This is a genomic window from Methanomassiliicoccales archaeon LGM-RCC1, assembly GCA_030168575.1.
Lineage (GTDB): Archaea > Thermoplasmatota > Thermoplasmata > Methanomassiliicoccales > Methanomethylophilaceae > Methanoprimaticola.
The window spans coordinates 1,620,924-1,640,062 of the sequence record CP115555.1; the positions used below are offsets into that span (position 1 = coordinate 1,620,924).

Here is a 19,139-nt window from a genome sequence, read left to right on the forward strand (position 1 = left end):
GATTGTTTGAATATCCGTACGTTGAAGGAAGAACACGCGCCCATGACGGCTGAACGTATATTCCAACTCAAATCAAGATTCACCTTTGCCATCATTATAATAGGTGTGATTATCGCTGTGGTATTCGCAGTCAACACCACTGAAGCCACACAGGACCATGCTACAGGCATACTCATTGATTTCGAAGAGTACGACGTTACCTGGTTCGAAACCGATCTTAACGTAAATAAAGATCCGATTAACCTGCTGAAAAATGCTTGCGAAGAGAATCTGTATCCACTGACCATCGACTCCAAAGGGACTGTGATAGAGATCAACGGCATATCTAACGATGCGGACAGGACTTGGGGCCTCTGGTATGTCGAAAATGGAGGCAGCACCGAATGGGTGAAATCTGAAAGCTATGAGATAGATGCCAGCCAGTATGCGATAATCGCCTGGGCCTTCAGAGCCGAGGGGGACAAGCCAACAGTGGCAGTCGACCTCACCGGAGTTTGTTTCTTTGGATACGGCCAATCACATAGAGTAATAACTCTCTCACCAGTAGCTACAGAGACCGTATATTCTCTCAACGCTGGAAACATCATCGTTGGTACAGACTACTATAGCAACTATCCCGACGATGTAAACAACAGAAAGAGAACTGGAGAAGTCACAGTCACAGGAACCTACACCGATCCGAACTATGAGATCGTTGTAAAACTGAACCCCGATATGATTATAGGTGACGGATCCCAATTCAATCAGATTCAATTATGCAAGACCGCTAGGTCAAGCTTCAATTCTGTTGTCCTCTACCCAGGAGAGGACATACATACAATATTTGATAACGCGTATATCGCCAGTGTCGCAATAGGCTATGATTTGGCCTTTGATATGGTTTATCAAAACGACACCGAGGCGCTGGACGAAATCGATAGAGCTCTGACCTCCATCCCCCACTCAGAGAAGAAGGTCATGGTCGCCCTGTCTACTGACGTGGCCCCCTATGTCGGCGGAAGTGAGACCTATATCGACGATATGCTGACGACGGTGTATGTGAGCAATGCTTTCTCATCAGTCGACGGCTGGTCCCATATCAGCACAGAAATGATTGCACTATGCAATCCAGACATCATAATAGTGGTCACCGACCAGTACGAGGCCACAGAGTCAGAATGGGATATTATGTACTCTCATCTATACGACACGTGGAAGGCTACCGATGCGTACAAATCCGGAGAGATTTACCTGCTAACAGGTGCCTCCACCGACCTCGCATCACGCGCTTCACCGAGATTTCCGCAAATCGTCGAGATCCTGGGAGAGATATGCTATCCAGAGGCATTCAAATTAGAGAGCATGCCCAAATATCTGGGCGATAATTACCTTGATTACCTGGTCTACACCAAGTATCTGGGATACAACTGAGGAATTGAAATGGATCGCAGGAAGACATTGTTGATGTGTGCCCTATTGGTATTGGCATTCACAGCCACCCTCGTCGCAGAGGCACAGCAGGAGTCGGATGCGTCCGACAGTACCGCAAACATCCTTTTCGATAAGGGGAACGGCGATATCAAATGGTATGCCGCTAACGGAACGGGGACTGTCTCCGATGTTATAGTCTCGACGCTAAACTTAAACGGCCACCAGGCTTCAATATCTGGTTCAAAACTGACCGTGGACGGCAAGAGCAGTTACACAGTGGGAACCGGGATGGCCACATCGGATGACATACTGACAAACCCCGGAACTTCATCTGTTACGGTTACGAGCACCTGGATAGTGTATGAATGGACAGACGGCAAATGGGAACCGAAATCAAATCTCTCATCATCGTTCGACGGAACATATGCGATTGGATTCTATCCTGCGGGCACGGTTCCCGCCGAGACTCCTGACCATCAGTCCATAACTTGCATGGGTAACGACTCCACTATGCAATACTACATGAACGCCAGAATATCATCCGACAGTCCCGAGTTCGTCTGGGGAAACAACGGTATGAATGGTGTGAAGGGATCGTACTCCCAGCCGCTAACCGCTTCGGGCCTGGTGTTCGTGAAGTATGGTTACGGCATGAAAGAGTATGCGCAGAATGCCTGCATGACTTGTATGGATCTGTATACTGGTGAAGAGAAATGGCATTTCTTCTTCCCCACCACATACTATGAAGTCACAACTTCTGCAATAGTCGGAGACTACCTGTATGTCCAATCCTCGTTCGGTAAGCTATACAAAATCAACTACAAGACATCCGAGGGCGACATAACCAATTCGATGGATGTCACTACTTTCTATGGAGCCCCGGCACCTACATCAGACGTCAAGGTACCTAATAAAATCCCTGAGGGAGTCCATGGAAAGAACAATGCAGATGGATTAACATCACTGAGCTACAACTCTGGCGTCCTAGTATCTAAAGGGGTCACAGGCATGGTGTATTGCTTCGACCTTAATCTGAATCCCATATGGTCTTGCCAGACAAGTGGTGTGAGCTATACCTATGCAGCCTCCATCGATGATGATTACGTCTATGCTGGTCAGTTTGACGGTCACCTGTATGTCATCGATAAGAAAAACGGAAATCTGATTTATGACCAGCTCGTCTACGAAAAATACAAGGGTGACGACTACACTGGTTCAGTCTGCCCTGTAGCTATCTTAGAGAAAGACGGAGAGAAATATCTAGGCATGGCATTTAACGATGGATTGGTGATGAGTTCTAGAGTCTACGGAATTGCGATGTACAAAGTGGATTTAGACGATGGGTTCTCGCTAAATGAAGTGGTAAAGATCGAATCAAGTTTGGGTGCGGTAAGCGGTTATGTTACTCCATTCATTTCTGAAGAATTCACTGGTTTCTATTTCTCTTGCAACAAGGATTCCACACCTACAGTGTGCCGTATAAACCTAGAAGGCAAGGTCGAGTATCTTAGCACCGCCAACTACGTCACGCATGGGGCTCTTGTAAATATCAATAATGAGAAACTCGCTGCAACCAGTTACACTAAAGGTCAGCCACTCATGGAGTTTGATCTCGACGGAAAGAGAATAGGAGAATACTGGATTCCTGATGACTACACCGACTTCTGCATGACAAATGCGATATTCATCGACGGATACTACTTCGGTGGTAACGATGTCTCGGTATACTTCGTAAAGGGAGGATTCGACGAACCAAAGAACGTTGATCCAGTCGATCCTGTTGATGACAGCAACCTCTGGTTAGCCATCAGCGTGGTAGTTTCAATTATCGCCATACTTCTAATCATATATGCCGCCTTAAAGTTCGTCAAAGGCTGGGAACATCCTTTCGCACAGCTTAAGGATTCCTTCGGACACTTCCTGTACGGAGACGATTACACCCATAACACCCTTCGCAGACACAGACTTTGGCTGGTCATGGGCGTAGGTATAGTGCTCACACTGTTCGTGATGCTATTGTCCATGTGTCTCGGGCCCACATCGATAATGAGTCCTGGAGAGATGTTCTCATCACTGTTCTCCGCCATCGGCAAAGGAGGGCAGAACCTGAACTACAACGAATTGATGGTGTACAGTGCAAGATTACCGAGAACCTTGGTCGCCCTGGCTGTCGGTATCGGGCTATCCATTGCCGGTGCGATGTATCAGGCTATCATTAGAAACCCTCTAGTCGATCCATACATCATGGGAGTGAGTTCCGGAGCGGGAACAGCGGCCATAGCTGTAATAGCGTTCGACTTCACGTTCTTCGGACTATTCCCATCGCATTCTATCTACCTGACTGCCATCGCGGCCGCACTCGGGGGAATCATTGCCTTCGGATGCACAATGTTGCTCGCAAACAGATCCGGTGGTTCTTCAGTCAATTATGTTCTCTCGGGAGTGATCGTTGGCCTTGTATTCGGAGCCGCACAGACTCTAATGCTGACATTCGCTGGAAGCAAAGTATCCGGTGCACTTTCATGGCTGTACGGTTCATTCGCGGAGATTACCTGGGCAAAGGTATGGATTGTCCTCATACCGGCGCTCGCGATCTCCTTTGCTGCCCTATTCTGGGCCAGAGAATTCAACCTCGTGCTTCTGGGCGAGGATCAGGCCAAGCAGATGGGTTTGAATGTCAAGAAGTTCAACCTGATCATGCTGACATTGGCGTCAGTCCTGACCGCCATCTGTGTTGCGTTCTGCGGAATCATCGGATTCGTCGGACTGGTCATCCCCCACCTATGCCGTATGATGCTTGGAGGGGATCACAGGCTTGTGCTGCCTGCGTCCATGGCGTTCGGAGGATTCTTGATGATAGCAGCGGATCTGCTGTCAAGGATGCTGATCATCGGATTCGAATTACCAGTCGGAGCCATCACCACGATCATAGGTGTGCCTGTGTTCGCTTGGCTCCTTATCAAGAGGGGGAAGATGTATGACGGATGATCACAACGAGGCCCCTCTGCTGGAGCTCAGGGACCTTCACAAGATCTACGAGGACGGATACCACGCGGTGAGGGGAGTATCATATAAAATTGGCCCCGGACTGCTGGTGGGACTGATCGGCCCCAACGGGTGCGGTAAATCCACCATGATGAAGTGCATCAACAGGCTGCACGACATCACCGAAGGCGATGTCCTGATTGACAGCGAGTCCGTAAGAGAGAAGAGCCCCAGCGAGATCGCGAAGGTTGTCGCCAACGTCCCTGCCGAGCTAAAGGCCAGTTTCGGACTGACCGTGTACGAGACAGTGATATTAGGAAGATATCCCTATCTGAAGAACATGTGGTGGGAATCCCCGGAGGACGAGTCCTTCGTGGAGGACGCCCTCAAGAAGTTCGGAGTATCGCATCTGAAAGACCGCCCGCTCAGTATGCTATCTTCAGGAGAGAGGCAGCGCGTTCTCATCGCAAAGGCCTATGTCCAGCAACCCAGACTGATGCTCGTGGACGAACCGACTTCACACCTCGACATGAAGTACAAGCTGGATGTCATGGAGTACCTCAGCGCCATGGTCAAAAAGGACATGACCATCCTCGTTGCGGAGCACGACATCTCTCTGATGGCAAGGTACTGCGACCTGTGCATCATCATGAAGAAGGGTGAGATCGTGGCCATCGGCAAGCCGAAGGACGTCATCACACCCGAACTGATCGAGGATGTCTACGAGGTATCCGCATCGGTCGGACTCGATAAGGACGGAGAGCTGTTCGTACTCCCGAAGAGGTTTAGGAAAGATCACGACATCCTTTAATCAGAGCATTCAATCCAAGGGACATGGTCAAATGCCTTCGCGTACCAAAGAAAGACGGGGAATTCGTCCGTTCACGTCTGGTATCAGAGGACCTTCTGGACCTTGATTCCAAGATACGCGCTGAAGGCGACTTCCTTCTAATACCGATCAAGTGCGACTCCTTCGAAGAATACGAGGTGTTAGACTGCGATCTCGAGGTCCAGGAGCACAAGGTGTCCGACTACACGGAGATCGCCAAGGTGCCCCAGGATCTGGAGGATGCCCTTCCCAGTTCATTCGATGTCGTCGGTGATGTCGCAATGATCAAGATCCCCGACGAACTTTGGGATTACAGACACCAGATAGGGGATGCACTGATCAAGGTCAACAGGAACATCCGTGTGGTTTTCCATGACTACGGCGTCAAAGGGGACTTCAGGATAAGGGATCTGGAGAAGATCGCAGGAGAGGGCTCATCAGAGACTGTCCACAAGGAGTTCGGAGTCAAACTGTACACCGACCCTTCCAAGGTCTACTTCAACCCAAGGCTATCCTCGGAGAGGTCCAGGATCGCCAACCTTGTGAAGGATGGCGAGACGATAATCGACATGTTCGCCGGCGTCGCCCCGTTCGGCACCGTCATAGGGAAATTGGCAAAACCCGATGTCATCTACTCAATCGACCTCAATCCTGAAGCGGAACGCTTTGCAAGGATGAATGCCGATAAAAATCACATCGGATGCATCAGACCGATGACGGGCGATTCCTCGAAACTCATCTACGACCTGCCCATGGCCGACCGTGTGATAATGAACCTGCCCCAGATAGCCGACAGATTCCTTGGATTCGCAATGGATCGGATGAAATCTGGTGCGACAGCACACATGTACAAGATCATCGAAAGGGCGGAATTCCCTCAATTCTGCGGTGATCTTACGAAAGAAATGAAAGAGAAAGGACACCGCATCGAGATACACAGCTCTGAATTGAAGACTTACTCTCCGACCATGAGCGTGTACTCGATGGATGTCGTTAAACTTTGAATCAATCCTTCTTGATCTGCTCCAGAGTGACGCCCGTCTGACCCTGGTAGTGGCCGCTCCTCTCCGAATAGTCCTTCAGCGTTTCGCTGTTCAGGGTCTCGAAGACCATCTGACAGAATCTCTCGCCTATCGGCAGCTCTATGGGGTCATCCGTGGCGTTGTACGCTCCGAGAGTGAGTGTGCCCTCGAATCCGGCATCTATCTTCCCGAAGGAACCGATTATTCCTTTCCTTATCCATGTCGTCCTCAGCCAGAGCTGGGCGCAGACATCCTTGGGCATCCTGACCCTCTCGATAGTGGATACATAGAACATCGTCCTCGGAGGTATGGTGACATTCCCTTCGGTCTTCAGGTCCGGATCTCCCCTGACCATGATCTCCTTGATGCGGAGGTCATATCCGTTCGGAGTAAGTCCCCTCTCGTGATAGTCGCTGATTCCGAGGTATCCGGTCATCATGCTCTCCACGATGTCCTTGTCAGATAGTATCGCCATGCGTAGAGCATGCACTCCATTCGATAAAGGTTATGTCATCGGTACGCGTTGCGTCACCCATGATAATCCCCGCTTTCCTCAAGGAAGGACAGACCATCGGAGTCACCGCACCGTCTTTCGGAGTGGTCGAACCCCTGGACATCATCCGCTTCGAACACGCGGAGGAAAAACTTGGGAAGCTGGGGCATCCTGTGAGGAAGACGTCCAACGTGCATACGGCCGATGAGAGCGGAAGGAGCTCGCCCATGATGCAGCGCGTCATGGAACTGGGAAGCCTGTTGGAGGACGATTCCGTCGGTGCTGTGATTTCTGCCAGCGGCGGGGACTACCAGTGCGAGATGCTCATGGGAATGGACTGGGATTTCGTAGAGAGGCATCCGAAGTGGATTCAGGGCTACTCCGACAACACCGTCCTTCTGTTCAAGATCACGGCGGAACACGATATCGCCACGATCTACTGCGGTAACTTCGGGGACTATGGGATGGAGCCTTGGCACCGCAGCGTGTCCGAGAACCTGGAGTTCCTGGAAGGAAAGAGGACATCCCAGAAATCCTTCGAGATGTATCAGGATGGTTTCTTCGATAAGGAGACCGGACTCGAACCCATCGGACAGGATAAGGCGGTCGAATGGGTGTCGAACGTCGGGGACACCAAGTTCTCAGGCAGGCTTATCGGCGGATGCATGGACGTCCTCGAATGGTATAACAAGAAGGGAATGGTCTCGTTGGAAGGATTCAACAGGAAATACTCCAAAGACGGCATCATTTGGTATATGGAGACCTTCGACATGGACCAGCCCCGGATCAAGAAGATGTTCAAGAGCATGATCAAGGACGGCTGGTTCGAGGGAGTCAAGGGATTCGTGTTCGGGAGACCACTGTTTTACCGCGGTGACGACTATCAGAAGGTCGTATGTGATTGCCTCAAAGAATTCAACGTACCGAAGGTGTTCGGTGCGGATGTAGGTCATAAAGGACCGAGGATGACGTTCATAAACGGTGCAAAAGTAACTTTTGATGTAAACAGAGATAAGGCAAGTATCTCCTATCAGTTCGATAATTGACGACATACATTGCCAGCATGAAAAAATAGTTTAGTTGGATGATATATCCTATTTAAATACCGAGAGTTGGATTATTAGTCCGATAACATGGACAAAAAAACGATGTCTATTATCGGAATCCTTGTGATTGCGGTTGTCGCAGTAGCTGCAATAGCCGTTTTTATGGTACCCCATGATCAGAAGGAAGGTGTTACAGATTACGCAGGAAACGTCATTGAACTGACAAAGGACCCCACAAGAATTGTCTGTACAGACGTTGTCGGTGCAGAAATCGTTTCTGACCTTGGATACAATAAGGCCATCGTCGGAGTTTCATCCTACGCTAGTGTATTCGATGTTTCGTCCGACATAGTTGGAATTGATCTGGACTTAGACTACCCTGGAAACTTAGTAGCAGATATCGAATCTGGAAAGGTCGCGATCGTGGGTTCGTACTACAACTGGACTGCAGATGCGGTCGCGGCATGCGAACCTGATATTGTCATCATCTCCAAAGAACAGATTTCTTCGGACACCTCTAAAATGACACAGCTTCAGACCCTCGGAATCACCGTCATCGTCCTCAATAACGAGTACGGATTCCAGGACAGTCTTGACAACTACAGTCTTCTTGGTAAGATCCTCGGAAAGCAGAGCATGACCAAGAAAATCACAGATGCCATGACCAGTGCATTCGAAAAGATCAAAGAGGTCGCTGCCAAGTCTGATCTGGCAGGTAAAAAGTATGCATACATCTGCGACAGCGGAAGCTATGGATTCTACATTTACAAGAACCACATGATCATCACCTTGCTAAACAGTGTCGGATTCGTCAACTCCATGCCTGTTAATGCCACAACCAAGATCCAATTCCAGGAGGAATTGGCAAAGGCAAACCCCGATTTCATAATTCTCGACGATATGTCAATGGGTCTTGATTGGGCAACTGTGGTTGCAGGATGGAAAGCGGACCCTGTCCTTGGAGAGGTCGATTGCATCAAAAACGATATGTTCTGGTGCCTCGAATACAAGCCCTTCCAAGCTTGCGGATACAATACCGTCCACCTCATTAACGGTGCCGCACTCATCGCTGCAATGATAAACCCTGAGGACACCGGAGTTGTAGTCCCCAACATCGTCACCAGCAAAGACTGGGAAAACTACATCCAGTGGCTCGACGAATACTGAAACCAAGTCGGGCCTCGGCCCGCCCTTTTCTAGATGATAATATGAATGATTCAGCGATTTCTAATAATCCGCAGGAACTCACTGGCGTCAAAAAGACGCGCAGAAGAGCTACACTTATCGTCATTTCAGGAATAATCTCACTGTTTTTTCTCTTCTTGATCTCCCTAAATGTAGGTGCATATCCTATCGAGATTGGTGATGCGATTCATCAGATTTGGCAGATCATAATAACAGGGGGCAATCCAGAAGACATGAGCGGCAAGGTCATCTTAAACCTCAGGATTCCACGTGCCATTGCAGTCATACTTGTTGGTGCTGGCCTAGCCATCGCTGGAGCCGTTATGCAGGCTATGATCCACAACCCTTTGGTAGATCCGTACGTGACCGGTGTGTCATCGGGTGCATCGTTCGGGGTCGTCCTATTTACCTTGGGTGGATCGCTTACAGGATGGGCATTCTCATTCATGCTTGCACCGATCGGGGCCATCGCAGGAGCGGTGGGTGCTTTCTTCGCCACTATGGTCGTGGCAGAAGCAGCAGGCGGAAAGGCGATGAGCTATGTCCTAGGCGGGGTGATTATCGCAGCGGGCCTAAGCTCTGCCACAACGATCATAATGTCTTTGACAGCCGATAAAATCCACAGCATAACCGGGTGGATGTTCGGAAGTTTCGCAGACATCGAATGGGCTGACGTCTGCATCATAGCCATCCCGATTATCGCCATATTGATCGTAGTCCTACTGGAAGCAAGGAAACTGAACGTTATGCTTCTGGGAGAGAGCCAAGCACAGTACCTCGGTCTCGATTCTAGGAAGTACAAGAGGAACATGCTGATGCTCACCGCCGTATTGACCGCATTCTGCGTTGCATACTGTGGAGTCATTGGTTTCGTAGGACTCATCGTCCCACACCTGTGCAGGATGGTGGTCGGCGGTGATCACAGGGTACTGATCCCCTCAAGCATCATCGTCGGTTCCGTCGTCCTAATGGTTGCTGATGTGATTTGTAAATCCGGGCCTATCGGTGAACTACCAATTGGTGCAATCACCTCGGTTGTCGGAGTTCCGTTCTTTATCTACCTGATGATGAAGGAGGGTAAGAGATATGCCATGTGACCATGAGAAACCGATGTTGGATGTAAAAGACCTGGCGTTCAGTTACACCGATGAGGAGACTCTAAAATGCATTGAGATGCTTATCAAGCCAGGTGAATTCGTGGCTTTGATGGGACCCAACGGATCGGGTAAGACCACACTGATGCGCTGTATCAACAAGGTCATGAAGATCAATAACGGTTCGGTGAACATAGATGGTGACGATATCCTTTCAATGACCATGGAAGACATCGCCAAGATCTGCACGACGGTCCCTGCGGACACCCCCTTGGACTTCGCACTAACGGTAAGGGATTTCGTATCCCTTGGACGCACGCCCTTCATCAACTCTCTATGGTGGGAAAGCGATGAGGATGAGGCGATAGTCGACAAGGCCATGTGGGACCTCGGCATCACTAAATACTCTGAGAGAAGACTCCATGAACTGAGCAGCGGAGAAAGAGCACGTGTTCTGCTAGCAAAGGGGGTCGTCCAGACTCCGAAGCTGATGTTGGTTGATGAACCAAGTGCACACCTTGACATCAAATACAAGGTCCAGGTTATGGAAATCCTCAAGGACCTTACCAGAAGAACTGGATTGACCGTGCTGATAGCATCTCACGACATCAATCTGCTGACCAGATTCTGCGACCGCATAATGCTTCTCTCAAAGGGGAAGATCCTTGACTGCGGCCTCGCCAAGGATGTAGTTACTAAAGAATCCATCAGGGAGGTTTTCGGCATCGAGGTTGAGCTTGTGGAGTGCAACGACACACTCTACATCCTTCCGACAGGTTCCACCATGAACATACAGTAAACTCATTCCGCTGTGATCTTAAGGGTCAAGGTGTTGCCTTCTGACCCCATCCAGACGCGCTGGTAATCAAAATTGACCTCATAGGTTCCTGCTTTCTCCGCCTTCAGAGTGAAATAATGGATTCCGCCGACCCCTACCCTCGGAGGGTTGCCTGGATCGTCCACACGATACAGGTCGTCTACCAAAGCGATGCCTCCATCAGAGACCAGTACCCAATCGTACCCGGTGGTCACGTTTCCGCGCAATCCGACGGTGAACTCCTCTCCAACTTTGACGGTCTTGTCCCCGGATCCCTCCAGCATTGTGAAATCCATGTCATCACCCTGCGAGTCCGCTGTACTAGGATAGAATGTCCCGAACAGGACCAGAACCACCGCCAGGACCGATATCCCAGCTATTAACTTCATATCCATCTCACAAACGCCTCGGATTTGGTTAGTCCTACTGATAGAAAAAACTGATGATTGAACAATCAATTTTATTGCAAGTACACGATACAGAGGACACTGGACAGGCGATGCTATGTCGGAAGTGATCAACCATAAATGCCCGAGCTGCGGAGCGACCCTTGAGTTCGATATCAGATCCCAAAGGGTCAAATGCCCGTACTGCGACAGCGAGTTCGATGTGTCTGAAGTCGCATCCAATGACGGGGATCTGACAGCGGATTTCGAACTGGCAGACAACGGGGGTAACGAATGGAAGGATGCCGAGCTATACGGCATATCGGAGTACCAATGCGGATCCTGCGGAGGGAACATCTATTCCGATGAGAACACATCCGCGACGCTCTGTCCGTATTGCGGCAACGCGGTCATGCTGAAAGGGAGGCTGAGCGGAGTGCTGAAACCGGACAAGGTCATACCCTTCCAGATAACCAAGGAAAGGGCCTTGGCCGGTCTGGAGGAACACTGCGGAGGCAAGAAGTTCGTCCCCAAGAAGTTCCTGTTGAACAACAAGCTGGAAGAGGTCAAGGGATTGTACGTCCCCTTCTGGGTGTACAATGCCGACCTAGACGGCGACGTGATGTACGAATGCGTGAACGAGCGCACCTGGACCTCCGGGAACACCGAGTACACAGAGAGGAAGTACTACAACGTCAGGAGAGCAGGGGAATTATCATTCGACCACGTTCCGGCCGATGGTTCCTCCAAGATGCCCGACGACCTGATGGAATCCATCGAACCGTTCGATTACGGCAAGGCCGAGGATTTCACGACCGCATACCTGTCGGGATACGTCGCGGACAAATACGACCTCGACCAGGAGACCGTACGCCCCAGGGTAAGGAAGAGACTGCAGGAGGGCACATCCGACCAGTTCAGGACGACAGTCAACGGCTACGATCAGGTGAAGACCCGTAACGTGGAGATCTCCGCAAAGAGCTCCACGGTGGATTACGTACTCTACCCGGTTTGGCTCATGAACACGGATTGGGAAGGCAAGAAGTTCATATTCGCCATGAACGGCCAGACCGGCAAAATGGTAGGAAATCTGCCGGCGGACATGCTAAAACTCGGCGGCGCCACCGCAGGGATCTTCGCTGCGATATTCGTCCTTGGCACCCTGGCATTGGGCTTCATGGCCGATGACTTCATAGGCGGGGCGATCTTTGGACTTATAGTCGGTGGGATCGCAGCAGCTGTTTTCTACTCACACTTCAAAGGATCGTTGAGAACGGTCAGCTTCCAGCACGGGGCTTCGAACTACTACCGCAGCGGCAGCATGAAAATCAGGATAAGCACCGACGAGTTCGATCATAAGGAACTGTCCTCAAGGCGTATAAGCAACGATTGAAACCTTGGGTCCCGCAAGGGACCCTTTCCTTTTCTGACGGAAAGACTCCCGTCCATCGGATTGTGAATTGTAGAAAAGATGAGTGGTCCCGCTGAGATTTGAACTCAGGACCTTCCGGTTATCAGCCGGACGCTCAAACCGTGCTAAGCTACGGGACCAACATACCCCAGGATAGATAGGTCACATATAAAGTTTGGGTAATGGTCCGACGGCCAGGGAACCGATTTATATTCAGAAATAGATGGCCTGGCATGGAGCCAGCCTATCAGGAGTCCCGCATGCTTTTACCCAAGAACCTAGCTATAATGCTGGTAGCGGTCCTGATTATCACATGGTTGTCGTTCCTGGTTACCAAATTGACTTACTACGACGGGATCCCGATGCTAGCGATCTACGGATTCGGAATCATCACCGCTATAGCCTCGGTTCTGATCTTTGCCATGAAGTACAACATCTCCGTCTACGAGGACAGGGTGGAGATTTGGTACATCGTATCGAAGACCGTGATTCCCGTTCCGGAGATCATCGACACCAGAACCGGTGAGCTGAACCTCATCAAGAACTACTCGGCTTGGAACCTGAAAGGTGTGAGGTACAGGACATTCTCCGCCGTAGGGGAAGACCTTGGCATCGGACTGAAGGTCACCGGCAAGAGGGTGTACTACATGTCCACAAAGGATCCTGAGGCCATCGCGGCTCTCCTTCCCAAGGAGGAATGAGCTTGCAGGTCATATTCCATTGGGTAAGGGTACAGACATTCTGCTACGCCACCGAGAGACAGGACCTCATCGAGGATACGCTGAAGGAGCTCCTCGGGGACATAGAGTTCGAAGAGGAGATCACAGAGAGCGAGCACGGGAACACCATGATGATCCTGGAAACCCGCATAACGAAGCAGAGGGAGTTCACTGACCTGTTCTCTAAGCTCGGCGACGATGTCCTGGATTACATCCTCGATGACATCGACAACCGTGTCGATGAGGATGACATGTTCTACCTGCGCTTGGACAAGCAGAAGGCCGTTCAGGGCCTCTATGAGGTCGCCCATCACGGCGACGTGATTTCGATATTCGGCAAGGTGCAGGCGCATCCGGCAAGAAAGGATGTGGCCGTCAAGGTTCTAGAGGAGTTCCTTCAGGCAATCCGGTCTCCTCCATCGGCTCGTTCTTGACCACCAATGCGCATTCCAGCACGCGGTGTCCCTTGACGCTGGTAACTGTTATTGTAGCGTTATCCAGTTCGACTACGTCACCTTTGGTTGGCGCTCTCTGGAGCTTGTACATGATGAATCCGGCCATGGAAGGCTCGTCGTAATCCTCACGGTCGATGAAGATCCCGACCTTGTCCATGACATCATCGATGTCGGCCATGCCTTTCACGATGTAACGTCCGCCCTCTGCAGCGCTGACATCCTGCTGGACAGCGTCGCTCTCATCCCAGATCTCACCTACCAGTTCTTCGATTAAATCCTCCAGCGTGATGATGCCCCTGGTCCCTCCGTATGAATCTAAAATCACGGCCATATGGATCTTGGACCTCTGCATCTCATTCAGTGCGCTAGCTACGGTAACGGTCTCAGGGATGTACTTCACAGGCATCAGGATATCGCGAATCGAGAACCTCACACCCAATGCTGAATTGGTGAAGTAGGTCTTGGAATAGACCACTCCTATTATGTTGTCTATGGTGTCGTCGTAAACGGGTATCCTGGAGAATCCAGACGTAACGAACTTCTTCCCCAGCTCCTCGATCGGCTCATCCACCTCGATGGCGACTATGTCCACGCGGTGCACGTAGACCTCCGAGACGGCTATGTCGTCAAGCCTCATGGCGTTCTTGATCAGCTCGCTCTCGCTCTTCTCCAGTACACCGTCGGATTGGATCTCGTCGATCATGACCTCCAGCTCGTCTTCAGTGATAGGCTGGTCGTTGGAACTGCCGACAAGATTGGTCAGTTTCAGGAACAGCCATGACAGCGGCGAGAAGAGGATGATTATCCAATGGATCACAGTGCATACTGCCATGCATGTCTTTTCAGGATGCTTCTTGGCGAACGATTTGGGAGTGATCTCACCGAATATCAGCAAGAGCAGAGTCATGACCACGGTTGATGCGATCGCTCCGGTCTTCGCTCCCAAAAGCAATGCGAACATGGTTGTAGCGATGGATGTTCCGGCGATGTTCACCAGATTGTTACCGATCAGGATGGTTGTCAGGAACTTGTCGTATGTTTCGAGGATGTTTAGGGTCCTCTGGGCCTTCTTGTTACCGTCGTTGGCCATCTTCTTCAGCTTGATGTCATTGACGCTTGTGAAAGCGGTCTCGGACATCGAGAAGAACGCGGAAACAACGATCAGCACCACTATGGCCAGCGAGTACACTATGACTATCGTGTCCATGTCTCAGGCACGCATCCTATCCGGGACATCAAAAAATGTCAATTCGATCCATCCGTATGATACGTAATTAAAATACTATTTAAAAAGGGTTTTCTGAACACGGATACATTGGTCAAAGCCGTCTAGACCATGTGATTTCAGACAATGACTAGATGCGCGGTCTCATGTACTTTCACACGCGCAAACCAGCATATTTGTAGATGTAATCACATCAGTCGTCCAATGAGAGCATTGGTCGTCATCGATTATCAGAACGACTATGTGGTCGGTCCCCTCAGCACCAGGTTCACCCAGATGATAGAGGGCAACATCTGCCAAAGGATCGAGGAGACACTCAAGGCCGGCGGGGACGTGTACTTCGTCATGGACATGTTCAACGAGGATTACCTCCAGACCCCTGAAGGCAAGAGGAACCCGATCAAACACTGTGTAAGGGGGACAGCCGGACAGGAGCTGTTCGGAAAGATGAACAACTACGTTTCCAAGGCGAAGATCCTCCGCAAGGACACCCCTGGATGCGAGGAGCTGTTCGGAAGGCTCAGGCATTATGGCGAGATCGAGCTCTGCGGATTGGAGACGAATAAGGACGTCATCGCCAACGCGGTAATCGCAAGATCCTCCAACCCCAACGCCAGGATAATCGTAAGGCAGAACTGTGTGGCATCCAGGGACTCTCTGATGGCAGATGAGGCCATCGATATAATGAAAGGGTTGGGAATCGAGATTATGTGATCAGTCGGGAAGGTTATCCTTCACGTTGTTTATCCTCTTAATAACCTGGATGTACTTCTCGTGCTCCGCATCAGCGGCCTTCTTGCAGTCCAGGAACTGATTGTGGCAGACCTGCGCCTGCTCCCTGAGCTTGTCCGCCTCCTCATAGAGCGAGTGCATCTTCTCATGTAGGGCCTGGCCGCTGGTGTTGTACTTCACCATCTTCTGATGATAGGTGTCGGCCATCTGCTTCGCGCCGTTGATGTCCCCCAGACCGCCGCGCTCACGCATCATCCTAGCCTTGTCGTTCCATTCGTCGCGCTTCTGCCTGGCCTCCGACGCGGAGAGATTCATATCATCCCTCTGGTCCTTGTACGACCTAGCTTCGGCGGAAAGCCTCCTGGCCCTCTCTTGGAGCTTGTCCCTCTTCTCGGCCAGGACATCGGCCTGCTGATGGAACTTGTCCCTCTCGGTCTTGTGCTTCAAGGCCTCCTTGTTCAGCTCCTTGAGGATCTCATCCAGGCTGCGCAGGTCCTGCTCGATGGCATCGGAAACATCGCTCATGATGCCAAAGGATAAGTCCTACCTACATATATTCTGAACCATGACCAACGAGGCGTACCGCAAATGCAAGACCTGCAGGTTCTGCAATCACAAGGACGGTATGTGGATCTGCGTAGTCAATGTGAAGAACACGGCACCGGAATCCACCTGTGACAGGTACCGCCCCGGCTGCTGCGAGAACTGCGGATTCTTCTCCAAAGGCGTATGCTCCCGCACCGGCGAGGAGAAGTACGAACTGGACGTCTGCACCGAATACGATCCCTCAGGTTCCCTCTGACATCCTCTGCCTGCGATTGGACAGGACATTCTTGACACTGGTCTTGGCAGTCGAACTGCCCATCATGACCTTCTTTGCCGAGTCTGGAATCCCGAAGTAGACGATGTTGTCGCAAATGCCCGTTCCGGCACGTAGCTGAGGGCGGATCCTTGAATAGGATTCCTGCAGGGATCCGATCTCGGAATTCAGCATGGCCGTGAGGTCGTAGACCTTCTTCATCCTGAAATCCGCAGCGTTCTTGAAACCGGATTCCGGAAGAAGGGGGTTGTAGGTGCCTTCCATGAAGTCTTCGTCCAAATCATCTATGCAATCCATGAGATAGACAACCGTGCTCAGCTGTCTAAAAACGTTGTCGAGGTCATCGCTCGCATGCTCTCCTGCGATGTCCCTGAGGGCTCCGATGAGTCCTTCTCCGAAGGTTCTCCCCATCAGAACAGCGTCCTTGCTGCCCTCGGTTTCCAGTCTGTGGAGGTTCTCGAACCCCACTCCGACCATACGGTCGTACTCGGGGTACATGGATACCGCCTTGGAGATTCCCTTCCCCAGAGCAGTGGAGGCGAGCTTCGATTTCATCGAGGGTTTGTCGGTATCATCGTCGTGAAGCTCCCATTTGGTGAGAATCAGCGTGTACGCGGCCATCGCCCTCATGAGATCGGAATCGGCTTTCGGCTTATCTAGCACGCAGATCCTCTTCCTCGTACCTTCGAAATCCAATACGTCCCCGGCAATCCCGTTGAGGAGAATTGTGTTGAACGTCATGTCGTAATTGACGGTCAGCGTGCTCGTGATACCGAAACCTGCCTTCAACTGGTGGCAGCCCTCGCAGTAGTACCTGCGGTAGATCTTGTTGTCCGCAGGGGAGAGCCTGTTGTAGTAAGGCAGGGTGTACCCGAGCATATACGACCATCGATGACAAATGATAAAGATTTAGCCCAGAGGCCATTCCAGATTGGTTCGCTGGATGTCAGCCACCCATCAATAATTATATAGTGGCAACTTCTTAGCCAACCTATCAGAACCCCACTGATAAGGTGAATTTCATGTCCTACGATGCAGAATCCATCGACAAACTGACAGCAATGTACGAGAACCAGTCCCCCAACGCATTCATCGCATTCTCCATGGAGGGACTTCCTCAGGACAACGAGCACGCAGAGCGCTTCGACAAGGGAGCCGATGCAGAGCACAGCGAGCTCACACCCTGCGACTACTGCTGCTGCAGCGACAAGGGATACTGCAACTCATGGGGATGGCACCTCTGTGTCATCGGAAGCGTCGTCATTCTTCTGGCGTGCTGCTGTTACGCGACAGACGGGTTCTTCGGAGCCTGGCCCTACTGGCCCTTCTGATTTTACATTCAACTCCGCCACGGTGCATCGTCCGTGGCGGATCCAACCAACATGAAACCACACATCACCATCGTTATCAAACCCACACTTTTCTGCAACATCGATTGCAAGCACTGCTACCATGCTCCCGAGGACAGAGTGAAAACAGAGATCCCTCTCGACAGGGTCGAGAAGCTTATCAAGATGGCCTCCCAGGAATACCAGACGGCTTGGTTCATCTGGCATGGAGGAGAACCGCTCACTTTGCCGATGTCATTCTACAAGGAGGTCATCGGTTTCGAGGAGAAGTACTTCGGAAAGGACTCCATGAGGTACGGCAACACCATCAACACCAACGGCATCCTTCTGAACAAGAGGCTAATGGCTTACTGCAGGGAGAAGAAGATCAATGTTGGAGTGTCCTACGAAGGCCCTTACAACAGCATCCTGAGGGAAGGAGACGTGGAGAAGACCCTCAACACGCTGTCCGCGAAGGAGAACATGTACACCGTGGGTGCGACCATCTCCAAAGACACCGCAGACAAGCAGAAGGAGATATACCGCTACTTCAGGGACAAGGACATCAGCGTCTCGCTGACCCCGGTCATCCCAGCGGGATGCGGGAAATGCTTCGTCCCTGACACGGACGAGTTCATCAAGGGAAGCATCGAGGCTTTCGATGAATGGCTGTACGATAAGACCGCAAGGGTTCCTCTGATGCCCTTCTTCCAGTACATCCAGAACTATCTGGGCGAACCGGTTCCATCGGACTGTGCGCATACGTCGTGCCTGACCAAATGGATATGCATGTATCCTGACGGTTCGCTGTATCCCTGCGCCAAAGCATGCCCCAAGGAATTCTGCATGGGCAACATAGATCATATCGACTCAATAGCTGATGCCTTCCAGTCGGAAGGGTTCAGGAATATCCTGGTCGGATCCATCAAGAGGCGTGACAAGTGCACATCCTGCGAGATCTTCAAGTTCTGCAACGGAGGATGCAGCGTGGATGCATGCTATGAGAACGGCCTCGAGGAGAATGACGGGGCCTCTTGCCGCGCTTACAAAGCGATCTTCGCACACGTATCATCGGAGATACAGAAGATACTGGATGAGAAACCCGATATGGACGTCTACAACCCTTACATCAAGGAAGTAATCGTCAACAAGCTGATCAATCCCAAGACCATCAGCCAATGA

The 19,139-nt window shown here is 51.1% G+C and carries 20 protein-coding genes and 1 tRNA gene; 15 read left to right on the forward strand and 6 right to left on the reverse strand.

What is annotated here, in order from left to right:
* The first annotated feature begins 21 nt into the window (after positions 1 to 21).
* The 4 genes from PED39_08245 to PED39_08260 are packed head-to-tail and all read left to right on the forward strand — an operon-like array spanning position 22 to position 6,228.
* Entirely contained in the window at positions 22 to 1,410 is a 1,389-nt protein-coding gene (locus PED39_08245; GenBank protein ID WII07571.1) for a helical backbone metal receptor, read from the forward strand.
* A 9-nt stretch (positions 1,411 to 1,419) separates the two neighbouring features.
* Positions 1,420 to 4,398 carry an iron chelate uptake ABC transporter family permease subunit gene (locus PED39_08250; protein WII07572.1) on the forward strand — a complete coding sequence of 993 codons (2,979 nt, stop codon included), beginning with the start codon at positions 1,420 to 1,422 and terminating at the stop codon, positions 4,396 to 4,398.
* The gene (locus tag PED39_08255; GenBank protein WII07573.1) at positions 4,388 to 5,206 is read left to right on the forward strand and encodes an ABC transporter ATP-binding protein; all 819 of its coding nucleotides are present in this window, start codon (positions 4,388 to 4,390) and stop codon (positions 5,204 to 5,206) included. The genes PED39_08250 and PED39_08255 overlap by 11 nt, the downstream gene beginning before the upstream one ends.
* Positions 5,207 to 5,229: 23 nt before the next feature.
* Positions 5,230 to 6,228, forward strand: coding sequence for a class I SAM-dependent methyltransferase family protein (locus PED39_08260; protein ID WII07574.1), 999 nt, complete (start codon positions 5,230 to 5,232; stop codon positions 6,226 to 6,228).
* A 1-nt stretch (position 6,229) separates the two neighbouring features.
* On the opposite strand, the gene dcd is transcribed toward PED39_08260, so the two are convergent.
* A complete protein-coding gene (dcd, locus tag PED39_08265) occupies positions 6,230 to 6,721 on the reverse strand; it encodes a dCTP deaminase (GenBank protein WII07575.1) in 492 nt (163 codons plus the stop codon).
* A gap of 59 nt (positions 6,722 to 6,780) precedes the next feature.
* Here dcd and PED39_08270 point away from each other — a divergent pair, with 59 nt between their 5' ends.
* From PED39_08270 to PED39_08285, 4 genes are all read left to right on the forward strand, one after another.
* Positions 6,781 to 7,785, forward strand: a complete 1,005-nt coding sequence (locus PED39_08270; GenBank protein WII07576.1) for an LD-carboxypeptidase — start codon at positions 6,781 to 6,783, stop codon at positions 7,783 to 7,785.
* Positions 7,786 to 7,872: 87 nt separating this feature from the next.
* Positions 7,873 to 8,952 (forward strand): ABC transporter substrate-binding protein, encoded by a 1,080-nt coding sequence (locus PED39_08275; GenBank protein WII07577.1) that lies wholly within the window; start codon positions 7,873 to 7,875, stop codon positions 8,950 to 8,952.
* A 41-nt stretch (positions 8,953 to 8,993) separates the two neighbouring features.
* Positions 8,994 to 10,067 carry an iron ABC transporter permease gene (locus PED39_08280; protein WII07578.1) on the forward strand — a complete coding sequence of 358 codons (1,074 nt, stop codon included), beginning with the start codon at positions 8,994 to 8,996 and terminating at the stop codon, positions 10,065 to 10,067.
* Between the two features lie 13 nt (positions 10,068 to 10,080).
* Positions 10,081 to 10,863 (forward strand): ABC transporter ATP-binding protein, encoded by a 783-nt coding sequence (locus tag PED39_08285; protein WII07579.1) that lies wholly within the window; start codon positions 10,081 to 10,083, stop codon positions 10,861 to 10,863.
* A 2-nt stretch (positions 10,864 to 10,865) separates the two neighbouring features.
* Here the strand turns inward: PED39_08285 and PED39_08290 are convergent, their stop codons facing one another.
* A complete protein-coding gene (locus PED39_08290) occupies positions 10,866 to 11,270 on the reverse strand; it encodes a protease inhibitor I42 family protein (protein WII07580.1) in 405 nt (134 codons plus the stop codon).
* 115 nt (positions 11,271 to 11,385) lie between these two features.
* Here PED39_08290 and PED39_08295 point away from each other — a divergent pair, with 115 nt between their 5' ends.
* Positions 11,386 to 12,660 (forward strand): hypothetical protein, encoded by a 1,275-nt coding sequence (locus PED39_08295; protein WII07581.1) that lies wholly within the window; start codon positions 11,386 to 11,388, stop codon positions 12,658 to 12,660.
* A gap of 83 nt (positions 12,661 to 12,743) precedes the next feature.
* On the opposite strand, the gene PED39_08300 is transcribed toward PED39_08295, so the two are convergent.
* Positions 12,744 to 12,818, reverse strand: a tRNA-Ile gene (locus PED39_08300).
* Positions 12,819 to 12,911: 93 nt separating this feature from the next.
* Here PED39_08300 and PED39_08305 point away from each other — a divergent pair.
* Both PED39_08305 and PED39_08310 read left to right on the forward strand, forming a co-directional pair.
* Positions 12,912 to 13,379, forward strand: coding sequence for a hypothetical protein (locus tag PED39_08305; protein ID WII07582.1), 468 nt, complete (start codon positions 12,912 to 12,914; stop codon positions 13,377 to 13,379).
* Positions 13,376 to 13,831: an exosome protein gene (locus tag PED39_08310; GenBank protein WII07583.1), complete on the forward strand. Its 456-nt coding sequence runs from the start codon at positions 13,376 to 13,378 to the stop codon at positions 13,829 to 13,831. The genes PED39_08305 and PED39_08310 overlap by 4 nt, the downstream gene beginning before the upstream one ends.
* On the opposite strand, the gene PED39_08315 is transcribed toward PED39_08310, so the two are convergent.
* Positions 13,773 to 15,059, reverse strand: coding sequence for a hemolysin family protein (locus PED39_08315; GenBank protein WII07584.1), 1,287 nt, complete (start codon positions 15,057 to 15,059; stop codon positions 13,773 to 13,775). The two genes, PED39_08310 and PED39_08315, sit on opposite strands and share 59 nt — an antisense overlap.
* 222 nt (positions 15,060 to 15,281) lie before the next feature.
* On the opposite strand from PED39_08315, the gene PED39_08320 reads away from it, so the two are divergent.
* Positions 15,282 to 15,791, forward strand: a complete 510-nt coding sequence (locus PED39_08320; protein ID WII07585.1) for an isochorismatase family protein — start codon at positions 15,282 to 15,284, stop codon at positions 15,789 to 15,791.
* On the opposite strand, the gene PED39_08325 is transcribed toward PED39_08320, so the two are convergent.
* Entirely contained in the window at positions 15,792 to 16,334 is a 543-nt protein-coding gene (locus PED39_08325; GenBank protein ID WII07586.1) for a hypothetical protein, read from the reverse strand. It lies immediately after the preceding gene.
* Positions 16,335 to 16,374: 40 nt separating this feature from the next.
* On the opposite strand from PED39_08325, the gene PED39_08330 reads away from it, so the two are divergent.
* Positions 16,375 to 16,611, forward strand: coding sequence for a hypothetical protein (locus PED39_08330; protein WII07587.1), 237 nt, complete (start codon positions 16,375 to 16,377; stop codon positions 16,609 to 16,611).
* On the opposite strand, the gene PED39_08335 is transcribed toward PED39_08330, so the two are convergent.
* On the reverse strand, positions 16,597 to 17,508 hold the full coding sequence (locus PED39_08335; GenBank protein WII07588.1) for a DUF5685 family protein: 912 nt from the start codon (positions 17,506 to 17,508) through the stop codon (positions 16,597 to 16,599). The two genes, PED39_08330 and PED39_08335, sit on opposite strands and share 15 nt — an antisense overlap.
* 143 nt (positions 17,509 to 17,651) lie before the next feature.
* Here PED39_08335 and PED39_08340 point away from each other — a divergent pair, with 143 nt between their 5' ends.
* Positions 17,652 to 17,960, forward strand: coding sequence for a hypothetical protein (locus tag PED39_08340; GenBank protein WII07589.1), 309 nt, complete (start codon positions 17,652 to 17,654; stop codon positions 17,958 to 17,960).
* A 33-nt stretch (positions 17,961 to 17,993) separates the two neighbouring features.
* Positions 17,994 to 19,139 carry a radical SAM protein gene (locus tag PED39_08345; GenBank protein ID WII07590.1) on the forward strand — a complete coding sequence of 382 codons (1,146 nt, stop codon included), beginning with the start codon at positions 17,994 to 17,996 and terminating at the stop codon, positions 19,137 to 19,139.

Bases quoted from the DNA above. Each gene is read 5' to 3' on its own strand.
- PED39_08325 (WII07586.1), bottom strand. From the start codon at position 16,334: ATGAGCGATGTTTCCGATGCCATCGAGCAGGACCTGCGCAGCCTGGAT.
- PED39_08310 (WII07583.1), top strand. From the start codon at position 13,376: ATGAGCTTGCAGGTCATATTCCATTGGGTAAGGGTACAGACATTCTGC.
- PED39_08275 (WII07577.1), top strand. From the start codon at position 7,873: ATGGACAAAAAAACGATGTCTATTATCGGAATCCTTGTGATTGCGGTT.
- PED39_08260 (WII07574.1), top strand. From the start codon at position 5,230: ATGGTCAAATGCCTTCGCGTACCAAAGAAAGACGGGGAATTCGTCCGT.
- PED39_08305 (WII07582.1), top strand. From the start codon at position 12,912: ATGGAGCCAGCCTATCAGGAGTCCCGCATGCTTTTACCCAAGAACCTA.
- PED39_08335 (WII07588.1), bottom strand. From the start codon at position 17,508: ATGCTCGGGTACACCCTGCCTTACTACAACAGGCTCTCCCCTGCGGAC.
- PED39_08315 (WII07584.1), bottom strand. From the start codon at position 15,059: ATGGACACGATAGTCATAGTGTACTCGCTGGCCATAGTGGTGCTGATC.
- PED39_08270 (WII07576.1), top strand. From the start codon at position 6,781: ATGATAATCCCCGCTTTCCTCAAGGAAGGACAGACCATCGGAGTCACC.
- PED39_08330 (WII07587.1), top strand. From the start codon at position 16,375: ATGACCAACGAGGCGTACCGCAAATGCAAGACCTGCAGGTTCTGCAAT.
- dcd (WII07575.1), bottom strand. From the start codon at position 6,721: ATGGCGATACTATCTGACAAGGACATCGTGGAGAGCATGATGACCGGA.
- PED39_08340 (WII07589.1), top strand. From the start codon at position 17,652: ATGTCCTACGATGCAGAATCCATCGACAAACTGACAGCAATGTACGAG.
- PED39_08320 (WII07585.1), top strand. From the start codon at position 15,282: ATGAGAGCATTGGTCGTCATCGATTATCAGAACGACTATGTGGTCGGT.
- PED39_08295 (WII07581.1), top strand. From the start codon at position 11,386: ATGTCGGAAGTGATCAACCATAAATGCCCGAGCTGCGGAGCGACCCTT.
- PED39_08285 (WII07579.1), top strand. From the start codon at position 10,081: ATGTTGGATGTAAAAGACCTGGCGTTCAGTTACACCGATGAGGAGACT.
- PED39_08290 (WII07580.1), bottom strand. From the start codon at position 11,270: ATGAAGTTAATAGCTGGGATATCGGTCCTGGCGGTGGTTCTGGTCCTG.
- PED39_08250 (WII07572.1), top strand. From the start codon at position 1,420: ATGGATCGCAGGAAGACATTGTTGATGTGTGCCCTATTGGTATTGGCA.
- PED39_08255 (WII07573.1), top strand. From the start codon at position 4,388: ATGACGGATGATCACAACGAGGCCCCTCTGCTGGAGCTCAGGGACCTT.
- PED39_08280 (WII07578.1), top strand. From the start codon at position 8,994: ATGAATGATTCAGCGATTTCTAATAATCCGCAGGAACTCACTGGCGTC.